The sequence below is a fragment of the Micromonospora nigra genome (assembly GCF_900091585.1).
Lineage (GTDB): Bacteria > Actinomycetota > Actinomycetes > Mycobacteriales > Micromonosporaceae > Micromonospora > Micromonospora nigra.
This window is the reverse complement of sequence record NZ_FMHT01000003.1, coordinates 43,558-63,208: the sequence shown is the minus strand read 5'-3', so window position 1 is coordinate 63,208 and position 19,651 is coordinate 43,558. Positions and strand designations below refer to the sequence as shown.

Genomic DNA, 19,651 nt, shown 5'->3' with positions numbered 1-19,651 from the left:
GTCAGCTGTTGGCCTTGCGGTAGCGGTCGTGGGCCTTGTGGACCATCTCCAGGTAGGCGTCGTGGTTCTTGCCCTTCAGTTCGGCCAGGTAGGCGTCCCACCGGCCGAAGTCGCGCTGGCCGAGGATGAACTGCAGGGACGCCTGGGTGACGTGGTCGCGCAGCGGCGTCTCCCACAGCGACGCCTGCTCCCGTTCGGCGTCGGAGAACGGGTACGGCGGTGGCACGGCGATCGGCGTACGGGCGTTCATCACCTGTTGGAACTGCTGCTCCTCGGCGGAGAAGAACCCCTGCACCAGCTCGGGCTTGCCGCCGTAGGCGAACACCCCGTTGTAGAAGCCGAAGTCCTTCTGCAGGTGCTTGGGCGCGTCGGGGTTGAGACCGATGACGTTGACGTCGGGGGCCAGCGTGGGCTTGCCGGCGGCGTCCCGCACGAAGGTCGTGCCCTCGACGCCCCACTTCGCGAACTCCTGGCCGGCGTCGGAATACCACAGCCAGTCGATGAACTGCATCATGGCGACGAAGTTCTTGTCCTCGCGGGCCTTCGAGGAGATCATCATGCCGTTCTCCAGCCGGCTGGCCGGGTTGATCTCACCGGCGGGGCCGATCGGCAGCGGGATCTTGGCAATCGTCGCGGCGGGGTTGGTCTGTGCCAGGTCCGGCCGGTAGTCGTTGACCACGACCTGCGCGTTCGCGCTGATGACGAAGGACTTGCCGTTGGCGAGCTTCTGCCGGGCCTGGTCGTCGGTCTGGGTGAAGCTCTCCGGGTCGAGCAGCCCCTCGGTGACGAGTTTGTTGAGGTACTGCAGCATCTGCTTGTACCTCTCGGTGGCGCCGGTGTACTCGAACGTCCCGGTCTCGGCGTTCCAACTGGTGTGCTGGAAGTTCCAGCCGGCGCCCTGCAGCCCGTACGACACGGCCAGCAGGTTCAGCAGGTTGCCCCCGGGGTTGGGCTTGCTCCAGCGGTCCGAGAACGGGTAGGTGTCCGGATACCTCGCCTTCATCGCCTTGAGCACGGTGTACAGGTCGTCCCAGGTCCTCGGGACGGCCAGCCCGAGTTCGTCGAGCACGTCGGTGCGTACCGCCAGCGAGTAGTCGTGCCAGGGCTTCTCGTGCAGCCCGGGCAGCAGGTAGAACTTGCCGTCCTCCTGGCGGAGCGTGTCGATCTCGGGCTTGAGGTTCCACCGCGAGATCCTGTCCCGCAGGTGCGGCATCAGGTCGAGGTGGTCGCTGACGGCCAGGACCGCGCCGGAGGAGACGTAGGTGTCCTCCTGGCCGGGGTAGGTCTTCGGGATGAGGTACGGAGCGTCACCCGCGCCGACCAGCAGGCTGCGCTTCTGTTCGTAGTCGCTCAGCGGCACGGCGACCGGTTCGAGCGTGACGTTGGTCCGCGACTTCAACTCCGACCAGAACAGCCAGTCGTTCTTCAGCGGATAGTTCGGGTGGTTGTTGTACAGAATGGAGAACGACACCGGTTCGGTGGCCCTGAACTGCGTACCGGCGGCGTAGTCGGCCATCGCGCCGACCCGGTTGCCCGACAGGTCCTGGGAGTCGGACGGGTCGTCGCTACAGGCGGCGAGGGTGGTGACGGCGAGCAGGGCGGCGGTGGCTGTCGACACGCGGCGCCACGATCTGCGGAACATGGCGGTCCTTTCGGTTCGGTGATGGGAACGGGTGGACACGCTGGGTTAGCCCTTGACCGCGCCGAGCATCACGCCGGAGACGAAGAACCGCTGGACGAAGGGGTACACCAGGAGGATGGGCAGGGTGGTGAGCACGATGGTCACCGCCTTGAGGGTCGCCTCGGCCTGCACCTCGTCGGCCGCGGCGACGGCCCCGACGTTCTCCGCGCCGGTGGCACCGGCGATGAGGTTGCGCAGGTACACGGTCACCGGCCACAGTTCCTGCCGGTCGAGGTAGAGGAACGCGGCGAACCACGAGTTCCAGAAGGCGACGGCGTAGAACAGCACCATGGTGGCGACGATGGCCTTCGACAGCGGCAGCACGATCCGCAGCAGCGTGCCGTACGTGTTCAGCCCGTCGACGGCGGCGGCCTCCTCCAACTCGACGGGCAGGCTCTCGAAGAACGCCTTCATCACCAGCAGGTTGAACACGTTGATCGCGTTGGGCACCGCGATGGCCCAGACGCTGTTCTTCATGCCGAGGCTGGTGACCAGCACGTAGTTGGGGATCAGCCCGCCGGAGAAGAACATGGTGAACACGGCGATGCCGACCAGCGCGGTGCGGCCCTTGAGCTGTTTCTTCGACAGCACGTACGCGTAGCAGGTGGTCAGCACGATCGAGATGAGCGTGGCGACGACCGTGTAGACGACGGTGTTGCGGTAGTTCGTCCAGAACAGCGAGTCGGACATCACCAGGCGGTAGGTGTCCAGGTTGAACCCGCGCGGCACCAGGCTGACCTCGCCGGCGATGATGTGGGCCTCCTCGCTGAGCGAGCGGGCCACGATGTTGACGAACGGGTACAACGTCAGCACGACGACTCCGGTCAGGACGGCCGCGTTGACGACCTGGAACACCCGGTAACCGCGGGTCTGCCGGATGCCGCGCCGCCGACGGGTGGGCGGCCGGCCGCCGGTGGCGTTGCGCGCGGGCGCGTCGACGGTCACCACAGGCTCGTGCCCACCGTGCGCCGGGCGATCAGGTTCGCCGACAGCACCAGGATCAGCCCGATCACCGCCTCGAACAGCCCGATCGCGGCGGCGTAGCTGAAGTTGCTGGACCCGAAGCCCATCCGGAACAGGTACGTGGAGATCACGTCGGCGGTCGGGTAGGTCAGCGGGTTGTACAGCAGCAGGATCTTCTCGAACCCGACGGCCAGGAACGTGCCGATGTTGAGGATCAGCAGGGTCACCATGGTCGGGCGGATGCCGGGCAGGGTCACGTGCCAGGTCTGTCGCCAGCGGTTGGCCCCGTCGATGCGCGCCGCCTCGTACAGGTCCTCGTCGATGGTGGTGAGCGCGGCGAGGTAGAGGATCGTGCCCCAGCCGACCGTCTGCCACACCTCCGAGGAGACGTAGATGGTCCGGAACCACTCGGGTCGTTGCAGGAACGGCACCGGGTCACCGCCGAACGCGACGACGATCTGGTTCACCGTCCCGTCCACGGACACCAGCTGCATCACCATGGCCGCCACGATCACGATGGACAGGAAGTGCGGCAGGTAGGACACGGACTGCACGAACCGCTTGAGTCGCCGGGTGCGCACCTCGTTGAGCAGCAGGGCCAGCACGATCGGCAGCGGGAAGCAGAACAGCAGCGTCAGCGCCCCCAGCACGAGGGTGTTGGTGAACACCTCCCAGAACGTGGGGTCGGCCAGGAACAGCCGCACGTACCGCAGGCCCACCCACTGCTCGCCGAAGATGCTCCCGCCCGGGGTGAAGCGGCGGAACGCGATGATGTTGCCGGCCATCGGCAGGTAGCGGAACACCACGAAGAACAGCAGCGGCAGCACGGCGAGCGAGTACAGCTGCCAGTCCCGGCGCAGTGCCTGCCGCCAGGTGCGACCGGAGCGTCGCCGTCGCGGCGTCGCCGGGGTGGGGGGCGGGGCCACGCGGGTCACGGGCGCCGGTGCGCCGGTCACGCTCATCGCGGCCCGCCCCCGCCGGCCACGCCGTCCACCAGAGCGGGACCGGCCGGCGCGCCGGTCCCGACGGCCGGTTCCACCCGTACCCGGGTCAGCAGCTCGCGGTCGTGGCCGACCTCCCGTTCCGCGCCGACCAGCCGCAGCCGCAGCGTGGCGACCGGGTCGGCGCTGGACCGGCACAGCCGCAGCTCGACGTCGCCCGGCTCGACGATCCGCCGTCCCCGCAGGCCGGTGAACGAGGTGACGTCGGCGGGCACGGTGAAGGTGACCCGGGCGGCCGTGCCCGCCGGCAGCGGCACCCGCGCGTAGCCGACCAGCCGGACCACCGGTCTCGTGGTCTGCGCGACCGGGTCGTGCAGGTAGAGCTGGACCACCTCGGTGCCGTCCCGGCGGCCGGTGTTGCGCACGGTCACCGCCGCCTCCACCGCGCCGTCGACGGGCCACGGCGCGGCGACCCCGGCGGCACCGCCGACGACGGTGGCGTCGGTCCAGTCGAACGTCGTGTAGCTCAGCCCGTGCCCGAAGGGGAACGCGGCCGTGGGGTCGACGGACGACACCTGGGTGCGGTGGCCCAGAACGGGGGAGAGGTAGGTGGCGGGCAGGCCCCCGGCGTCGCGGGGGACGCTGACGGGCAGCCGCCCGGACACCTCGACCGCCCCGGTGAGCACCTCGGCCAGCGCCCGGCCGCCGCACTGCCCGGGGAAGAACGCCTGCACCACGGCGGCGGCCCGGTCGAACTCCGCGCCGAGCGCGTACGGCCGCCCGGCCAGCAGGACCAGGACCACCGGGGTGCCGGTGGCCAGCACGGCGCGGGCCAGGTCGCCCTGCACCCCGGGCAGGCGCAGGTCGGCGACGTCGCAGCCCTCCCCGGAGGTGCCGCGGCCGAACAGGCCGGCCCGGTCGCCGACGGCGAGGACGCACACGTCGGCGGCGCGGGCGGCCTCGACCGCCGCGGCGAAGCCGGAGGTGTCCTCGCCGGTGACCGGGCAGCCCGGAGCGTGGGTCAGGGTGGGCAGCCGCGCGGTCAGGGCCGCGCGCAGCGAGGGGATCTCCACGCCGATGCCGTGCGCGGGGTGCTGCACGCCCACGTGCAGCGGGAAGGAGTAGCAGCCGAGCAGCGCCAGGGGGTCGTCCGCGACGGGCCCGACCAGCGCGACCCGCAGGTCGCCGGCCAGGGGCAGCAGCCCGCCGGTGTTGCGCAGCAGGACGACCGACTGTCGGGCCAGCCGCAGCGCCACCTGCCGGCCGGTCTCGTCGTCGAGGTCGAGCCGTTCCGCCCCGGCGGGCAGCGCGTCCCAGTCCTCGTCGAGCAGCCCCAGTTCGGCCTTCTGCACGAGGACCCGGTGCAGGGCCCGGTCGACGAGATCCTCGTCGACCGCGCCGGAGCGGACCGCCGCCCGCAACGGTTCGCCGAACGCGTCGACGGTGGGCAGTTCGACGTCGATGCCGGCCCGCAGGGCCAGCCCGGCTGCCTCCGCCGGCCCGTCGGCGAGCCCGTGCAGGGTCTGTAGGAACCGCACCGAGAAGTAGTCGGCCACCACCGTCCCGGTGAACCCCCAGTGCTGCCGCAACAGGCGGGTGAGCAGGGCCTTGTCGGCGGCCACCGGCACGCCGTCGATCTCGGCGTAGGAGTTCATCACCGACCGGGCACCGCCCAGGCGCAGAGCCATCTCGAACGGCGGCAGCACGACGTCGGCGAGTTCCCTGGCACCCATGGACACCGGGGCCAGGTTCCGTCCGCCGCGGGAGGCCGAGTAGCCGGCGAAGTGTTTCAGGGTGGCGACGACGCCGGCCCGCTCCAGACCGCGTACGTACGCCGCCCCGACCGTGCCCACCAGGTACGGGTCCTCGCCGATCGTCTCCTCGGTGCGGCCCCAGCGGTAGTCGCGGGTCACGTCGAGCACCGGTGCCAGGCCCTGGTGGACCCCGGCGGCCCGCATGGACCGGCCGATCCGGGCGGCCATCTGCTCGACCAGTTCCGGGTCGAAGGCGGCACCCCAGGCCAACGGGGCCGGGTAGACGGTGGCACGCCAGGCGGCGAAGCCGGTCAGGCACTCCTCGTGCACCTGGGCGGGGATCCCGAACCGGCTGGCCGCGACGATCCGCGCCTGGGAGGCGGCGAGGGACCGGGCCCCGGCGACGGGGTCGACGGGCGCGGTGCCGAACGGGCGGGTCAGCTGCCCCAACCCGTGCCGGATCACGGCGTCGAGGTCGGGGGCGGCGTCGACCATGTCGTGCTGATGGGGGGCCACGCCCGCGCCCGAGGCGTCCGCGCCCACCCACACGCCGACGAGCTGGGCGAGTTTCTCCTCCAGCGTCATCACCGCGATGAGCGCGTCGGCGCGCTCGGCGGGACACCGCTGCGGGTCACGCCACGGCGGGATGTCGCGGACGGTCGGGCGGTTGTCGACGGGCACCTGACTTGTCATGCCGGACCTCTCCGGTCGGACCTGTGATCGTCCCCGGTGGACGCCCCGACCTGGCGACCACGCTCGCGCTCCGGAACTTCCGGAAGTGCGAGCGGATCTGTTTCGGGGAAACTATGGGCCGTCGCAGGGCGTGTCAAGGGTGCGTCAGGTCGGTCGTGGCCGCGTGGGAATCGCGGCCGGCGCGGGCGAGGATCCCCTGTCCGCGCGCTGCCAGCCATCGAACGACGTGATAGCGGAGCCCGTCCCGCGTGCTATGGTCCACCGAAACTTCCGGAACCACCGACCGACAGTCGGGCTGAGGGCTCGCCGCCGGCCGGCGCGTGCGTGGCGGTGAGGTGTGCCGTGGCCCTGTTCGACCTGCCCCTTGCCGAGCTGCGTGGCTACCGCCCGGCCGTCACCGAGCCGGACGACTTCGACGCGTTCTGGCGGGCGACCCTGCGGGCGGCCGCCGCCGCGCCGGTGCTCGTCGACGTCCGTCCCGAGCCGACCGACCTGCGTCTGGTCGAGAGCTGGGACGTGACCTTCGCCGGTTACGACGGCGAGCCGGTGCGGGCCTGGTACACCCGTCCGGCGGGAGCCGCCGGATCGCTGCCGGCGGTGGTCGAGTACGTCGGTTACGGGCGCGGTCGGGGACTGCCGCACGAGCGGCTGACCTGGCCGGTCGCCGGTTACGCGCACCTGTTGATGGACGCGCGGGGCCAGGCGGGTCTCTACGGGGCGGGTGACACCCCCGACCCGCACGGCGGGCCGGGCGGACCGGCGCCGGTGACCCGGGGCATCCTCGATCCGGCCCGGTACTACTACCGCCGGCTGGTCGCCGACGCCGTGCGGGCGGTCGACGCCGTCCGCACCCTGCCCGGAGTGGACCCGGCCCGGGTGGTGGTGGCGGGGAACAGTCAGGGTGGCGGGCTGGCCCTCGCGGTGGCGGGACTGGTGCCCGACCTCGCCGCGGTGCTCACCACGGCCCCGTTCCTCTGCCACGTCCAGCGGGCCATCGAGATCACCGACGCCGACCCGTACGGCGAGATCGCCCGCTACCTCGCCGTCGACCGGGAGGCGGAGGTCCGGGTACGCCGGACGCTGTCCTACGTCGACGGCGTGCTCTTCGCGCGCCGGGCCACCGCGCCGGCGCACTTCGGCGTCGGCCTGCGCGACACGGTGTGCCCACCGAGCACCACCTTCGCGGCCTACAACCAGTACGGTGCCGGCAACGGGCGGTCCGTCCCGCCCGCGCGGGACATCCACGTGTACCCGTTCAACCAGCACGAGGGCGGCGAGGCCGTGCACGTCCGGCGGCAACTACGCTGGCTTGCCGGCCTGGTCGGGCCGGCCGGGGCCGCCCCCGCCGGATTTCCGGAAAAACCGCCAGCCGGCTCGCGTTGATGTGTCGATAGTGTTTCGATAATCTTCCGATAGAGAGTTGCTTCGATCTACTCGCGGTGCCGGGCAATGTGACCACGGGCGGCCTCCGGGCGGCCGAGCCGGGTGTCCACACCGCGCAGGGCAGTGGCCGGAGCGTGGCTCACCACCCGTACGCTTCATCGAAAGGCCTTGTCATGGACAACGTGCACGCCCGCGCCGGCGGGCGCCCGACCACCGGACGGCGGTACCGCGCCGCGTTCGCGTCGGTCGCGGTCGGCCTCGCCGTCGTCGCCTCGACGGTGGCGGTGGCCACCAGCGCCAGCGCCGGAACGACCCTCGGGGCGTCGGCAGCCGAGAAGGGGCGCTACTTCGGCGCCGCCGTCGCGGCGAACAAGCTCTCCGACTCCACCTACGTCGGCATCCTGAACCGCGAGTTCAACTCGGTCACGCCCGAGAACGAGATGAAGATCGACGCGACGGAGCCGCAGCAGGGCCAGTTCTCCTTCGCCAACGCCGACCGCATCGTCAACCACGCGCGGGCCAACGGCATGAAGGTGCGCGGCCACACCCTGGCCTGGCACTCGCAGCAGCCGGGCTGGATGCAGAACATGTCGGGCACCGCGCTGCGTCAGGCGATGCTCAACCACGTCACCCAGGTCGCGACCTACTACCGAGGCAAGATCGACTCCTGGGACGTGGTGAACGAGGCGTTCGCCGACGGCTCCACCGGGGCTCGGCGCGACTCGAACCTGCAACGCACCGGCAACGACTGGATCGAGGCGGCGTTCCGCGCCGCGCGGGCCGCCGACCCGGGCGCGAAGCTCTGCTACAACGACTACAACACCGACAACTGGAGCCACGCCAAGACGCAGGCCGTCTACAACCTGGTCCGCGACTTCAAGGCCCGGGGCGTGCCGATCGACTGCGTCGGTCTCCAGTCGCACTTCAACAGCGGCTCGCCGTACCCCAGCAACTACCGCACCACCCTGTCCAGCTTCGCCGCCCTCGGCGTCGACGTGCAGATCACCGAACTGGACATCGAGGGTTCCGGCACCACCCAGGCCAACACCTACCGCAACGTGGTGGCCGACTGCCTCGCCGTGCCCCGCTGCACCGGGATCACCGTCTGGGGCATCCGGGACACCGACTCGTGGCGGGCCAGCGGCACCCCGCTGCTGTTCGACGGCAACGGCAACAAGAAGCCCGCGTACACCGCGACCCTGGAGGCCCTGAACGCCGGCAACCCCACCCCGCCGCCCACCACTGCTCCGCCGACCACCCCGCCGCCCACGACCCCGCCGCCGACCACTCCGCCGCCGACCGGCGGAGGCTGCACGGCGTCGATGACGCTGAACCAGTGGAACGGCGGCTTCGTGGCCACCGTACGTGTCACCGCCGGCTCGTCGAGCATCAACGGCTGGGTGGTGACGGTCACCCTGCCCGGCGGCGCGAACATCACGAACACGTGGAACGCCACCAACTCCGGCACCAGCGGCTCGGTGACGTTGCGCAACGTCTCCTACAACGGCCGGGTGTCGGCCGGCACCAGCACCGAGTTCGGCTTCCAGGGCACCGGGACCGGCCCCACGGGCACCCCGACCTGCACCGCGAGCTGACCTGACCCCGGTGCCCGGCACGCAGGTCGCGTGCCGGGCACCGGCGTGCCGCTCACCAGTGGTGCATCGAGCCGTCCTCCAGCCGGTTGACCGGCAGCGCCGCCGGCCGGTACGGGTAGCGCGCCGCCAGTTCCTCGTCGACGTCGACGCCGAGCCCCGGTTCCTCCGACGGGTGCAGCAGACCGTCGGCGAACCGGTACGAGTGCGGGAACACCTGGTCGGTCTCCGGGGTGTGCCGCATGTACTCCTGCAGACCGAAGTTCGGGATGGACACGTCCACGTGCAGCGCCGCCGCCATGCAGACCGGCGACAGGTCGGTGGCGCCGTGCGACCCGCTGCGTACGTGGTAGAGGTGCGCCAGGTCGAAGATGCGCCGCAGGTGGGTGATGCCTCCGGCGTGCACCACCGTGGTCCGCACGTAGTCGATGAGTTGCTCGGTGATGAGCTGCTGGCAGTCCCAGACGGTGTTGAACACCTCCCCGACGGCGATCGGGGTGGTGGTGTGCTGCCGGATCAGCCGGAAACCCTCCTGCAACTCGGCCGGCACCGGGTCCTCCAGCCAGGTCAGCGCGTACGGCTCCAGTGCCTTGCCCAGCCGCGCGGCCTCGATCGGGGTGAGCCGGTGGTGCACGTCGTGCAGCAGCTTCAGCTCGGGCCCGAACTCGCTGCGGACGCGGGCGAAGACCGACGGCACGTGGTGCAGGTACCGCTCGGTGTTCCACACCGTCTCGGTGGGCACGGCCGCGTCGGCCGGCTCGTAGAACAGCCGGTCGCGACCCACGCCGTAGGTGGCGGCCAGCCCCGGAACCCCGACCTGCACGCGTACCGCCCGGTAGCCGAGGTCGGCGTACCGCGCCACCTCGGCGAGCACCTCCTCCACCGTGGCCGCGTTGGCGTGCCCGTAGACCGTCACGCCGTCGCGGCTGCGCCCGCCGAGCAGCTGGTACACCGGCAGCCCCGCGACCTTGCCCTTGATGTCCCACAGCGCGGTGTCCACGGCCGCGATGGCGCTCATCGTCACCGGTCCCCGCCGCCAGTACGCCCCGCGGTAGAGGTACTGCCAGGTGTCCTCGATGCGCGCCGGGTCGCGGCCGATCAGCAGCGGCACCACATGCTCGGTCAGGTAGCTGGCGACGGCGAGTTCCCGGCCGTTGAGGGTGGCGTCGCCGACCCCGGTCACCCCCTCGTCGGTCACGATCTTGAGGGTGACGAAGTTCCGGCCGGGGCAGGTGACCACCACCCGGGCGTCGGTGATCCTCATGGCGACTCCTTCTCGGCCGGGGTCGGCGGATTCTCGGTCGGGTCGACGGACGCGTCGCCCGGCGTCCCTGCCAGCCGGCGACCTGCGGCCCGGCACACCCGCGCGGGGGCGGGCGGTCGCCCGTGCGGGGCGACGGGCGGCCTCATCGAGCCGCGCCAGTGTCGTTGGTCGCCCGGGTGGTGTCAACGCCCCTGACGGCGCCCGGGTGAACCCCGACGGTTGTCCGACGCCGCCCACGGATCGCCGCCGGCGGCGCGTGTGACGCGAGGTGGTCGACCGGCCGGGCGGGGTCCGCGAATCGCCCACGGAGAGGGGCCTGCGGTGGGTGGTTCCGGCCCGGACGTGGTCCGGGACCGTGCCGTGCCGGCCTCCGTGTGAGCGCTAACGGGGGTGCCGGCCTCGCAGTTCATCGTCAGGCTTCGCTGATTCGGAGGGGCGGCGGGGGTGACCGGGGCACCCGACCATTTCGGCAATGTTTCCGGCGCGTCTTGACGGGAGTTCATGTGAGCGCTAACACTAGGGCGCGAACGCGGCAGCGGAGGTTCAGATGAGCGTAAGGGCAGAAGCCGACGAACGATACGTCGTGGGCGTCGACTTCGGGACACTGTCCGGCCGGGCCCTGGTCGTGCGGGTCGCCGACGGTGCCGAACTGGGCACGGCGGTGCACCCGTACCGGCACGGGGTGATGGACACCGCGCTCGACTCGGCGGACGGGCGCGCGCTGCCCGCCGACTGGGCCCTTCAGGACCCGGACGACTACCGGGACGTCCTGCGGCACGCGGTCCCGGCGGCCCTGGCCGACAGTGGCATCGACCCGCGACAGGTGGTCGGCGTCGGCATCGACTTCACCGCCTGCACGGTGCTGCCCACCCTCGCCGACGGCACCCCGCTGTGCGAGCTGCCCGAGCTGCGGACCCGTCCGCACGCCTGGGTGAAGCTGTGGAAGCACCACGCCGCCCAGCCCCAGGCGGACCGGATCAACGCCCTCGCCCACGACCGTGGCGAGGCGTGGATCGGCCGCTACGGCGGCAAGATCTCCGCCGAGTGGCAGTACGCCAAGGGCTTGCAGTTGCTGGAGGAGGACCCGGAGGTCTACGCCCGCGCGGACCGCTGGATCGAGGCGGCCGACTGGATCGTCTGGCAGCTGTGCGGCGTCGAGACGCGCAACGTGTGCACCGCCGGTTACAAGGGCATCCACCAGGACGGCCGCTACCCCTCCCGGGAGTACCTGGCCGCGCTGAACCCCGGCTTCGCCGACTTCGTCGCCAAGATCGACGGTCCGCTGGCGCCGCTGGGCGCGCGGGCCGGCGGGCTGAGCGCCGAGGCCGCGGCCTGGACCGGCCTGCCCGAGGGGATCGCCGTCGCGGTCGGCAACGTCGACGCACACGTCACCGCCGCCGCCGCGCAGGCGCTGGCCCCCGGCCGGCTGGTCGCCATCATGGGCACCTCCACCTGCCACGTGGTCAACGGCACCGAGCTGGCCGAGGTGGCCGGTATGTGCGGCGTCGTTGACGGCGGCATCAGCGCCGGCCACTGGGGCTACGAGGCGGGCCAGAGCGGGGTCGGGGACATCTTCGGGTGGTACGTGCAGCAGGCGGCCCCGGCCGGGTTCGCCTCGCACGAGGCCCTGACCGAGGCCGCCGCCAGCCAGCCGGTCGGCGCGCACGGCCTGATCGCCCTCGACTGGTGGAACGGCAACCGGTCCCTGCTGGTCAACCACGACCTCAGCGGGGTGCTCGTGGGGCTCACCCTGGCGACCCGCCCTCCGGACGTCTACCGTGCCCTGCTGGAGTCCACCGCCTACGGCACCCGCATGATCATCGAGGCGTTCGCCGACGCCGGCGTGCCCGTCGAGGAGTTGATCGTCGCGGGCGGGCTGACCGGCAACGCGCTGCTGATGCAGATCTACGCCGACGTGACCCGCCGCCCGCTGGGCATCATCGGCTCCACCCAGGGCCCCGCCCTGGGCTCCGCGATCCACGCGGCGGTGGCCGCGGGGGCGTACCCGGACGTGCCCGCCGCCTCGGCGGCGATGGGCCGGGTGGACCGGGACGTCTACCTGCCCGACCCGGAACGGGCCCGGGCCTACGACGCGCTGTACGCCGAGTACCGGCGGCTGCACGACCACTTCGGCCGGGGCGGCGACGACGTGCTGCTGCGGCTGCGCACCATCCGCAACGCCGCGCGCCGCCCGGCGGCCGACCCGGAGCCGGCCGAGAGCGCCACCCTTCCCGTTCCGGCCGACGAGGCCACCCTCCCTGTTCCGGGTGGCGGGGCCGCAGGTCCCGATCCGGCCGGAGAAGCCGTACTCACCGATCCGGCCGACGAGGCCGCAGGCCCCCTGGAGGTGGTGGCATGAACCCCGAGTTGCGCGAAGCGGTGGCACGGCTGCGCGAGCAGGTCGCGACGTTGCACGGCGAACTGGTCCGGTACGGCCTGGTGGCCTGGACGGCCGGCAACGTCTCGGCCCGGGTGCCGGGCCGGGACCTCATGGTCATCAAGCCGAGCGGGGTGTCGTACGACGACCTCGACGCCGAGAACATGATCGTCTGCGATCTCGACGGGGTGGTGGTCGAGGGCGACCTGTCCCCGTCCAGCGACACGGCCGCGCACGCGTACGTCTACCGGGCGATGTCCGACGTCGGCGGCGTGGTGCACACCCACAGCGGGTACGCCACCGCCTGGGCGGCGCGCGGCGAGGCGATCCCGTGTCACCTGACCGCCCAGGCCGACGAGTTCGGCGGGGAGATCCCGGTCGGCCCGTTCGCCCTGATCGGTGGTGACGACATCGGCAAGGGGATCGTCTCCACCCTGTCGGGACACCGCTCGCCTGCGGTGCTGATGCGCAACCACGGGGTCTTTACCATCGGTCGGGACGCCCGCGCCGCGGTCAAGGCCGCCGTGATGTGCGAGGACGTGGCCCGTACCGCGCATCTGACGAGGGCGCTCGGCGAGCCGCTGCCGATCGCTCCCGCCGACATCGATTCGCTCTACCAGCGCTACCAGAACGTGTACGGGCAGCAGGGCGCCGGGTCCACCCCGGCCTGACCCCGCTCCCGTGTCACGGGGCCCGCTCCACCGCCCCGACCCCCCGGCCCGCCGTCCCCGGCGGGGCGGGGGCGCAACCCCACCCCCACCCACCCCCGAACAAGGAGTCCCTCCCATGGTGAAGACCGGCACCACGTTCACCCGCCGCGCGTTCGGCACGATCCTCGCCGCCGGCCTGCTGGCCGGCGGGCTGGTCGGCTGCGGCAACAGCGACACCGGCGGCGACGCCGGGGACGACGGCAAGATCGTCCTCGGCTTCTCCCAGGTCGGCGCGGAGAGCGGCTGGCGGACGGCGAACAGCATCTCGATCAAGGACGCGGCCGGTGAGGCCGGGATCGAGCTGAAGTTCGACGACGCCCAGCAGAAGCAGGAGAACCAGATCAAGGCCATCCGCAACTTCATCCAGCAGAAGGTGGACGTGATCGCCTTCTCGCCGGTGGTGGAGTCCGGTTGGGACACGGTGCTCAAGGAGGCCAAGGACGCCGACATTCCGGTCATCCTGACCGACCGGGCGGTCGACTCGGCCGACAAGAGCCTCTACAAGACCTTCATCGGCTCGGACTTCGTCAAGGAGGGCCGGCTGGCCGGCGAGTGGCTGGTCGAGCAGACCGCCGACGCGACCGGCCCGGTGAACATCGTCGAGTTGCAGGGCACCACCGGCTCGGCACCCGCCAACGACCGTAAGAAGGGCTTCGCCGAGGCGATCGCCGCCAACCCGAACCTGAAGATCGTCGCCTCGCAGAGCGGTGACTTCACCCGGGCGGGTGGCAAGCAGGTCATGGAGCAGTTCCTCAAGGCCAACCCGAAGATCGACGTGCTGTTCGCGCACAACGACGACATGGGCCTCGGCGCGCTGGAGGCCATCACGGCGGCCGGCAAGGTGCCCGGCCAGGACATCAAGATCATCACGATCGACGCTGTCAAGGACGGGATGCAGGCCCTGGCCGACGGGAAGTTCAACTTCATCGCGGAGTGCAGCCCGCTGCTCGGCCCGCAGCTGATGGAGCTGGTCAAGAAGGTGCACGCCGGCGAGGAGGTCCCGGCGCGCGTCGAGACCGAGGAGACCACGTTCACGCAGGAGCAGGCCAAGGCCGTCCTGCCGAACCGGAAGTACTGACCGACCTGGGGGCCGCCGCGCACACCCGCGCGGCGGCCCCCGGCCGCGGCGACGAGAAAGGCCTGATGGGATGGCGCAGCAGAAACCGGTCCTCACGATGACCGGAATCAGCAAGCACTTCCCGGGAGTGCGCGCCCTCGACGGCGTCGACTTCCGACTCTTCCCCGGTGAGGTACACGCCCTGATGGGCGAGAACGGCGCCGGCAAGTCCACCCTGATCAAGGTGCTGACGGGCGTGTACGGCACCGATGCGGGCGTCATCACCCTAGATGGTGCCGAGGTTTCCTTCAGCGGCCCCATGCAGGCCACCGCAGGCGGGGTCAGCACCGTCTACCAGGAGGTCAACCTCCTGCCCAACCTGTCGGTGGCGGAGAACATCTTCATCGGGCGCGAGCCGCGTCGGCTCGGCATGGTGAACTGGCGCGAGGCCCGCCGCCGGGCCACCGAGCTGCTGGCCCGCATCGACCTGCACATCGACGTCACCGAGCTGCTCGGCAGCTACTCGCTCGCGGTGCAGCAGATGGTGGCCATCGCCCGGGCCGTCGACGTGCGCGCCCGGGTGCTGATCCTCGACGAGCCCACCTCCAGCCTGGACGCCGACGAGGTCGCGCAGCTGCTGCGGATCATGCGCCGGCTCCGCGACGACGGCATCGCGATCCTGTTCGTCACCCACTTCCTCGACCAGGTGTACGGCATCGCCGACCGGATCACGGTGCTGCGCAACGGCCAGCTCGTCGGCGAGTACCTGACCCCGGAGCTGCCACAGCTCGCGCTCGTCGAGAAGATGATCGGCAAGGAACTCGACGACCTGGGGCGCATCGACGCCGCTGCCGGTCGGGACCCGGAGGCTGTCGGCGCGCCGCTGGTGACCGCGGACGGGCTCGGCCGCACCGGCTCCGTGGCACCGTTCAGCCTCACCATCCGCGCCGGCGAGGTCGTCGGCCTGGCCGGGCTGCTCGGCTCGGGGCGTACCGAGGTGGCCCGGCTGTTCTTCGGCGCCGACCGGGCGGACCGGGGGCGGCTCACCGTCGAGGGCGAGCCGGCCGCGATCCGTAACCCGGTGGCCGCGATCGATCGCAACATCGCCTTCTGCTCGGAGAACCGCCGCACCGAGGGGCTGGTCGGCGACCTGTCCGTGCGGGAGAACATCATTCTGGCCATGCAGGCGGCCCGCGGCTGGCTGCGCCCGGTGCCGCGCCGCCGGCAGGACGAGCTGGTCCAGCGCTGGATCGACGCGCTCAGCATCCGGCCGGCCGACCCCGACATGCCGGTGCGCAACCTGTCCGGCGGCAACCAGCAGAAGGTGCTGCTGGCCCGCTGGCTGATCACCGAGCCACGGCTGCTGATCCTGGACGAGCCGACGCGGGGCATCGACATCGGCGCGAAGGCCGAGATCCAGCGTCTGGTGGTCAGGCTCGCCGACGAGGGGATGGCCGTGCTGTTCATCTCGGCCGAGCTGGAGGAGGTGCTGCGGCTCAGCCACCGGGTCGCCGTGATGCGCGACCGGCAGATGGTCGCCCAGCTCACCAACGACGACAGCCTCAACGCCGACCGGGTCATGCGGGCCATCGCCAACTCCGAGCAGGAAGGAGCGGTGACGCCATGAGCACCGCGCGGACACGTCTCACGGCGGCCACCGGCCACCGGCTGTTCTGGCCGCTGGTCGTGCTGCTGGTGCTGCTGGCGGCGAACACCGTCTACCGACCCAGCTTCCTGTCGGTCGAGCTGAAGAACGGGCACCTGTACGGCAGCCTCATCGACATCGTCCGGCTCAGCGCGCCCCTGATCCTGGTGGCCCTCGGAATGTCCCTGGTGATCGCCACCGGCGGGATCGACCTGTCGGTGGGTTCCGTGGTCGCGGTCAGCGGCGCGGTGGCCTGCCTCTACATCAGCGAGCAGCCCGACCAGAACAGCATCGGGGGGGTGCTCACCGCCCTGGCGCTCGCGTTCGGCGTCGCCCTGCTGCTGGGAGCCTGGAACGGCACACTGGTCGCCGTCATCGGCATCCAACCCATCATCGCCACGCTGATCCTGATGGTCGCCGGTCGGGGCCTGGCCCAGCTGATCACCTCCGGGCAGATCATCACGATCAACAGTGATCCGTACAAGATGATCGGGGTCGGGCACCTGTTCGCCCTGCCGTTCGCGATCATCATCGCGTTGGCGGTGACCCTGCTCGTCGCGGTGCTCACCCGCCGCACCGCCCTCGGCATGATCATCGAAGCGGTGGGCGGCAACGCCGAGGCCAGTCGGCTGGCCGGCGTGCGCTCGCGGCGGATCACCTTCCTGGTGTACGTCGTCAGCGCGGCCTGCGCCGCCGTCGCCGGGTTCATGATGACCGCCAACGTCTCCAGCGCCGACGGCAACGCCGCCGGCCTGTGGGTGGAACTGGACGCGATCCTCGCCGTGGTCATCGGGGGCACCTCCCTGGCCGGCGGCCGGTTCCACCTCGGCGGCACCATCGTCGGGGCGCTGATCATCCAGACCCTGACCACCTCCGTCTACGCCATGAACATCGACCCGCAGACGGCGCTGTTGTTCAAGGCCGTGGTGGTCATCGCCGTCTGCCTCGTGCAGGCCCCGGCCTTCCGGGCGAGGTTCCGGCGCCGCCGCACCCCGGTCGTGACCCCGGTCGCGCCGGCCGAGAAGCAGAAGGAGCAGGTTCCGGCATGACCACGACACCTCTGGCCGCCCCCGCCGCCCGGGCGTGGTGGCGGTTGCCGCAACGGCACGTCCCGGTGCTGGCCACCCTCGCCCTGCTGCTGGTCATGTACGGCGTCGGCGTATCGCAGTACCGCGCGTTCTCCAACGTGCAGGTCGTGTTCAACATCTTCATCGACAACGGCTTCCTGCTGGTGGTCGCCGTCGGCATGACCTTCGTCATCCTCACCGGCGGCATCGACCTGTCGGTCGGGTCGGTGGTCGCCATGACCGCCATGGTGTCGGCGTCGCTGCTGCGCGGCGGGATGCCCCCGGCGCTGGTGCTGGTGATCGCACTGCTCATCGGCCCCACCCTCGGGTTCGCGATGGGCTGCGTCATCCACTTCTTCGACATCCAGCCGTTCATCGTCACGCTCGCCGGGATGTTCTTCGCCCGTGGCATGTGCACCTGGATCAGCTCGACCTCCATCCCGATCACCGACGGGTTCTGGACGGGCGTCGCGCAGGAGCGCATCCGCATCGGGGAGAACTTCGTCAGCGTCAGCGTCCTGATCGCCCTGGCGGTGGTGCTGGTGGCGGCGGTGACGTTGGCGTACACCCGGCTCGGCCGCAACGTGTACGCCGTCGGCGGCAACCCCCAGTCGGCGCTGCTGATGGGCCTACCGGTCGGGCGTACGAAGATCGCCGTCTACACGATCAGCGGGCTCTGCTCGGCGATCGGCGGCATCATGCTGTCCTTCTACACCCTCTCCGGGGCCCCGCTGATCGCGGTGGGCATGGAGTTGGACGTGATCGCTGCGGTGGTCATCGGCGGAACCCTGCTCACCGGCGGCTCGGGATACGTGTTCGGCACCGTCCTGGGAGTCCTGGTGCTCGGCGTGATCCAGACGCTGATCACCTTCGACGGCACCCTCAGTTCCTGGTGGACCAAGATCGTGATCGGTGGCCTGCTGTTCGTGTTCATCCTCCTCCAGCGCCTCGTCGGCATCCGCACGAAGTGACCCCCACCCGGCAGGAAGGCAACACCATGACCCGCTCCTCAACCGCCGAGATCTGGTTCCTGACCGGCAGCCAGGGCCTGTACGGCCCGGAGACCCTGCACCAGGTCGCCGAGCAGTCCCGGCGGATCGCCGAGCAGCTCGACGCCGACCCGGCCATCCCGGCCCGGGTGGTCTGGAAGCCGGTGCTCACCTCCAGCGCCGAGATCCTGGCCGTCTGCCGCGACGCCGCCGTCTCCGGGGCGGTCGGGGTGATCGCCTGGATGCACACGTTCTCCCCGGCGAAGATGTGGATCTCCGGCCTGGATGCGCTGCGCACCCCGCTGCTGCACCTGCACACCCAGGCCAACGTGGCGCTGCCCTGGTCCGACATCGACATGGACTTCATGAACCTCAACCAGGCCGCCCACGGTGACCGGGAGTTCGGGTTCGTGCAGACCCGCCTGGGGGTGGCCCGCAAGACCGTCGCCGGCCACGTCAGCGACCCCCGGGTGAGCGCCCGGATCGGGGCGTGGACCCGGGCCGCGCTCGGGTACGCCGAGATGCGTTCGCTGCGACTGGCCCGCTTCGGTGACAACATGCGCGACGTGGCGGTGACCGAGGGCGACAAGGTCGAGGCCGAACTGCGCTTCGGTGTCTCGGTCAACACGTACGGCGTCAACGACCTGGTCGCCGCCGTGGACGCCGCGCCGGACTCCCGCGTCGACGAGCTGGTCAAGGAGTACGACGACAGCTACCGCCTGGTCGCCGAGCTGCGCCCCGGCGGTGACCGGCACGACAGCCTGCGCTACGCCGCCCGCATCGAGGCCGGGCTGCGTGACTTCCTGGAGGCCGGGGGCTTCCGGGCGTTCACCACCAACTTCGAGGACCTCGGTGGACTCCGGCAGCTGCCGGGCATCGCGGTGCAGCGGCTGATGGCCGACGGGTACGGCTTCGGGGGTGAGGGTGACTGGAAGACGTCCGTGCTGGTGCGCACCCTCAAGGCGATGTCCGTCGGTGCCGACGGCGGAACCTCCTTCATGGAGGACTACACCTACGACCTGACCCCGGGCCGGGAGCTGGTCCTCGGCGCGCACATGCTGGAGGTCTGCCCCAGCATCGCCGGGGCGACGCCGAGCGTGGAGATCCACCCGCTGTCCATCGGCGGCCGGGAGGACCCGGTGCGGCTGGTCTTCGACGCCCGGCCCGGTCCGGCGGTGGTGCTCGGCCTGGCCGACATGGGGGAGCGGTTCCGGCTGGTGGCCAACGAGATCGACGTGGTCGCCCCGCCGCAGCCGCTGCCGAAGCTGCCGGTGGCCCGTGCGGTGTGGCGGCCCCGACCGGACCTGGCGGCCTCGGCGGAGGCCTGGCTGACGGCGGGCGCGCCGCACCACACCGTCCTGTCGCAGGCGGTCGGGGTGGAGGAGCTGCACGATCTCGCCGAGATGGTGACCACCGAGCTGGTCGTCATCGACGCCGACACGAACCCGCGCCGGCTCGCCCAGGAGATCCGCTGGAACCAGGCCTACTACCGCCTGGCGCGAGGGTTCTGAGGCCGGGCGCACCACCGGCGACGG

General features: G+C 71.2%; 14 protein-coding genes. 9 read left to right on the top strand and 5 right to left on the bottom strand.

What is annotated here, in order from left to right; translation table 11 throughout:
- Position 1: 1 nt before the first annotated feature.
- The 4 genes from GA0070616_RS01000 to GA0070616_RS00985 form a co-directional block, all read right to left on the bottom strand.
- Positions 2 to 1,618: an ABC transporter substrate-binding protein gene (locus GA0070616_RS01000; RefSeq protein WP_245712596.1), complete on the bottom strand. Its 1,617-nt coding sequence runs from the start codon at positions 1,616 to 1,618 to the stop codon at positions 2 to 4.
- Positions 1,619 to 1,687: 69 nt separating this feature from the next.
- Complete coding sequence (locus tag GA0070616_RS00995; RefSeq protein WP_245712595.1) at positions 1,688 to 2,626, bottom strand: carbohydrate ABC transporter permease; 939 nt, start codon at positions 2,624 to 2,626, stop codon at positions 1,688 to 1,690.
- Positions 2,623 to 3,606, bottom strand: a complete 984-nt coding sequence (locus GA0070616_RS00990; protein WP_091074928.1) for an ABC transporter permease — start codon at positions 3,604 to 3,606, stop codon at positions 2,623 to 2,625. The genes GA0070616_RS00995 and GA0070616_RS00990 overlap by 4 nt, the downstream gene beginning before the upstream one ends.
- Entirely contained in the window at positions 3,603 to 6,032 is a 2,430-nt protein-coding gene (locus tag GA0070616_RS00985; protein WP_091074926.1) for a beta-xylosidase/alpha-l-arabinosidase, read from the bottom strand. Before GA0070616_RS00985 ends, GA0070616_RS00990 begins: the two co-directional genes overlap by 4 nt.
- 342 nt (positions 6,033 to 6,374) lie before the next feature.
- Between GA0070616_RS00985 and GA0070616_RS00980 the strand changes: the two genes are divergently transcribed.
- A complete protein-coding gene (locus GA0070616_RS00980) occupies positions 6,375 to 7,415 on the top strand; it encodes an acetylxylan esterase (protein WP_091074924.1) in 1,041 nt (346 codons plus the stop codon).
- Between the two features lie 173 nt (positions 7,416 to 7,588).
- The gene (locus GA0070616_RS00975) at positions 7,589 to 9,010 is read left to right on the top strand and encodes a glycoside hydrolase family 10 protein (RefSeq protein WP_091074923.1); all 1,422 of its coding nucleotides are present in this window, start codon (positions 7,589 to 7,591) and stop codon (positions 9,008 to 9,010) included.
- Between the two features lie 52 nt (positions 9,011 to 9,062).
- Here the strand turns inward: GA0070616_RS00975 and manD are convergent, their stop codons facing one another.
- The gene (gene manD / locus GA0070616_RS00970) at positions 9,063 to 10,271 is read right to left on the bottom strand and encodes a D-mannonate dehydratase ManD (RefSeq protein ID WP_091074921.1); all 1,209 of its coding nucleotides are present in this window, start codon (positions 10,269 to 10,271) and stop codon (positions 9,063 to 9,065) included.
- Between the two features lie 547 nt (positions 10,272 to 10,818).
- Between manD and araB the strand changes: the two genes are divergently transcribed.
- From araB to araA, 7 genes are all read left to right on the top strand, one after another.
- The gene (gene araB / locus GA0070616_RS00965) at positions 10,819 to 12,630 is read left to right on the top strand and encodes a ribulokinase (RefSeq protein WP_245712594.1); all 1,812 of its coding nucleotides are present in this window, start codon (positions 10,819 to 10,821) and stop codon (positions 12,628 to 12,630) included.
- Positions 12,627 to 13,319, top strand: a complete 693-nt coding sequence (locus GA0070616_RS00960) for an L-ribulose-5-phosphate 4-epimerase (protein ID WP_091074919.1) — start codon at positions 12,627 to 12,629, stop codon at positions 13,317 to 13,319. The genes araB and GA0070616_RS00960 overlap by 4 nt, the downstream gene beginning before the upstream one ends.
- Before the next feature lie 115 nt (positions 13,320 to 13,434).
- Positions 13,435 to 14,436 carry an ABC transporter substrate-binding protein gene (locus GA0070616_RS00955; protein ID WP_091074917.1) on the top strand — a complete coding sequence of 334 codons (1,002 nt, stop codon included), beginning with the start codon at positions 13,435 to 13,437 and terminating at the stop codon, positions 14,434 to 14,436.
- A 70-nt stretch (positions 14,437 to 14,506) separates the two neighbouring features.
- A complete protein-coding gene (locus GA0070616_RS00950) occupies positions 14,507 to 16,042 on the top strand; it encodes a sugar ABC transporter ATP-binding protein (RefSeq protein ID WP_091074915.1) in 1,536 nt (511 codons plus the stop codon).
- Positions 16,039 to 17,109 carry an ABC transporter permease gene (locus GA0070616_RS00945; RefSeq protein WP_091074913.1) on the top strand — a complete coding sequence of 357 codons (1,071 nt, stop codon included), beginning with the start codon at positions 16,039 to 16,041 and terminating at the stop codon, positions 17,107 to 17,109. Before GA0070616_RS00950 ends, GA0070616_RS00945 begins: the two co-directional genes overlap by 4 nt.
- Positions 17,106 to 18,098, top strand: a complete 993-nt coding sequence (gene yjfF / locus GA0070616_RS00940) for a galactofuranose ABC transporter, permease protein YjfF (protein ID WP_091074911.1) — start codon at positions 17,106 to 17,108, stop codon at positions 18,096 to 18,098. The genes GA0070616_RS00945 and yjfF overlap by 4 nt, the downstream gene beginning before the upstream one ends.
- Before the next feature lie 26 nt (positions 18,099 to 18,124).
- The gene (gene araA, locus GA0070616_RS00935) at positions 18,125 to 19,627 is read left to right on the top strand and encodes an L-arabinose isomerase (protein ID WP_091089594.1); all 1,503 of its coding nucleotides are present in this window, start codon (positions 18,125 to 18,127) and stop codon (positions 19,625 to 19,627) included.
- Positions 19,628 to 19,651: the final 24 nt, after the last annotated feature.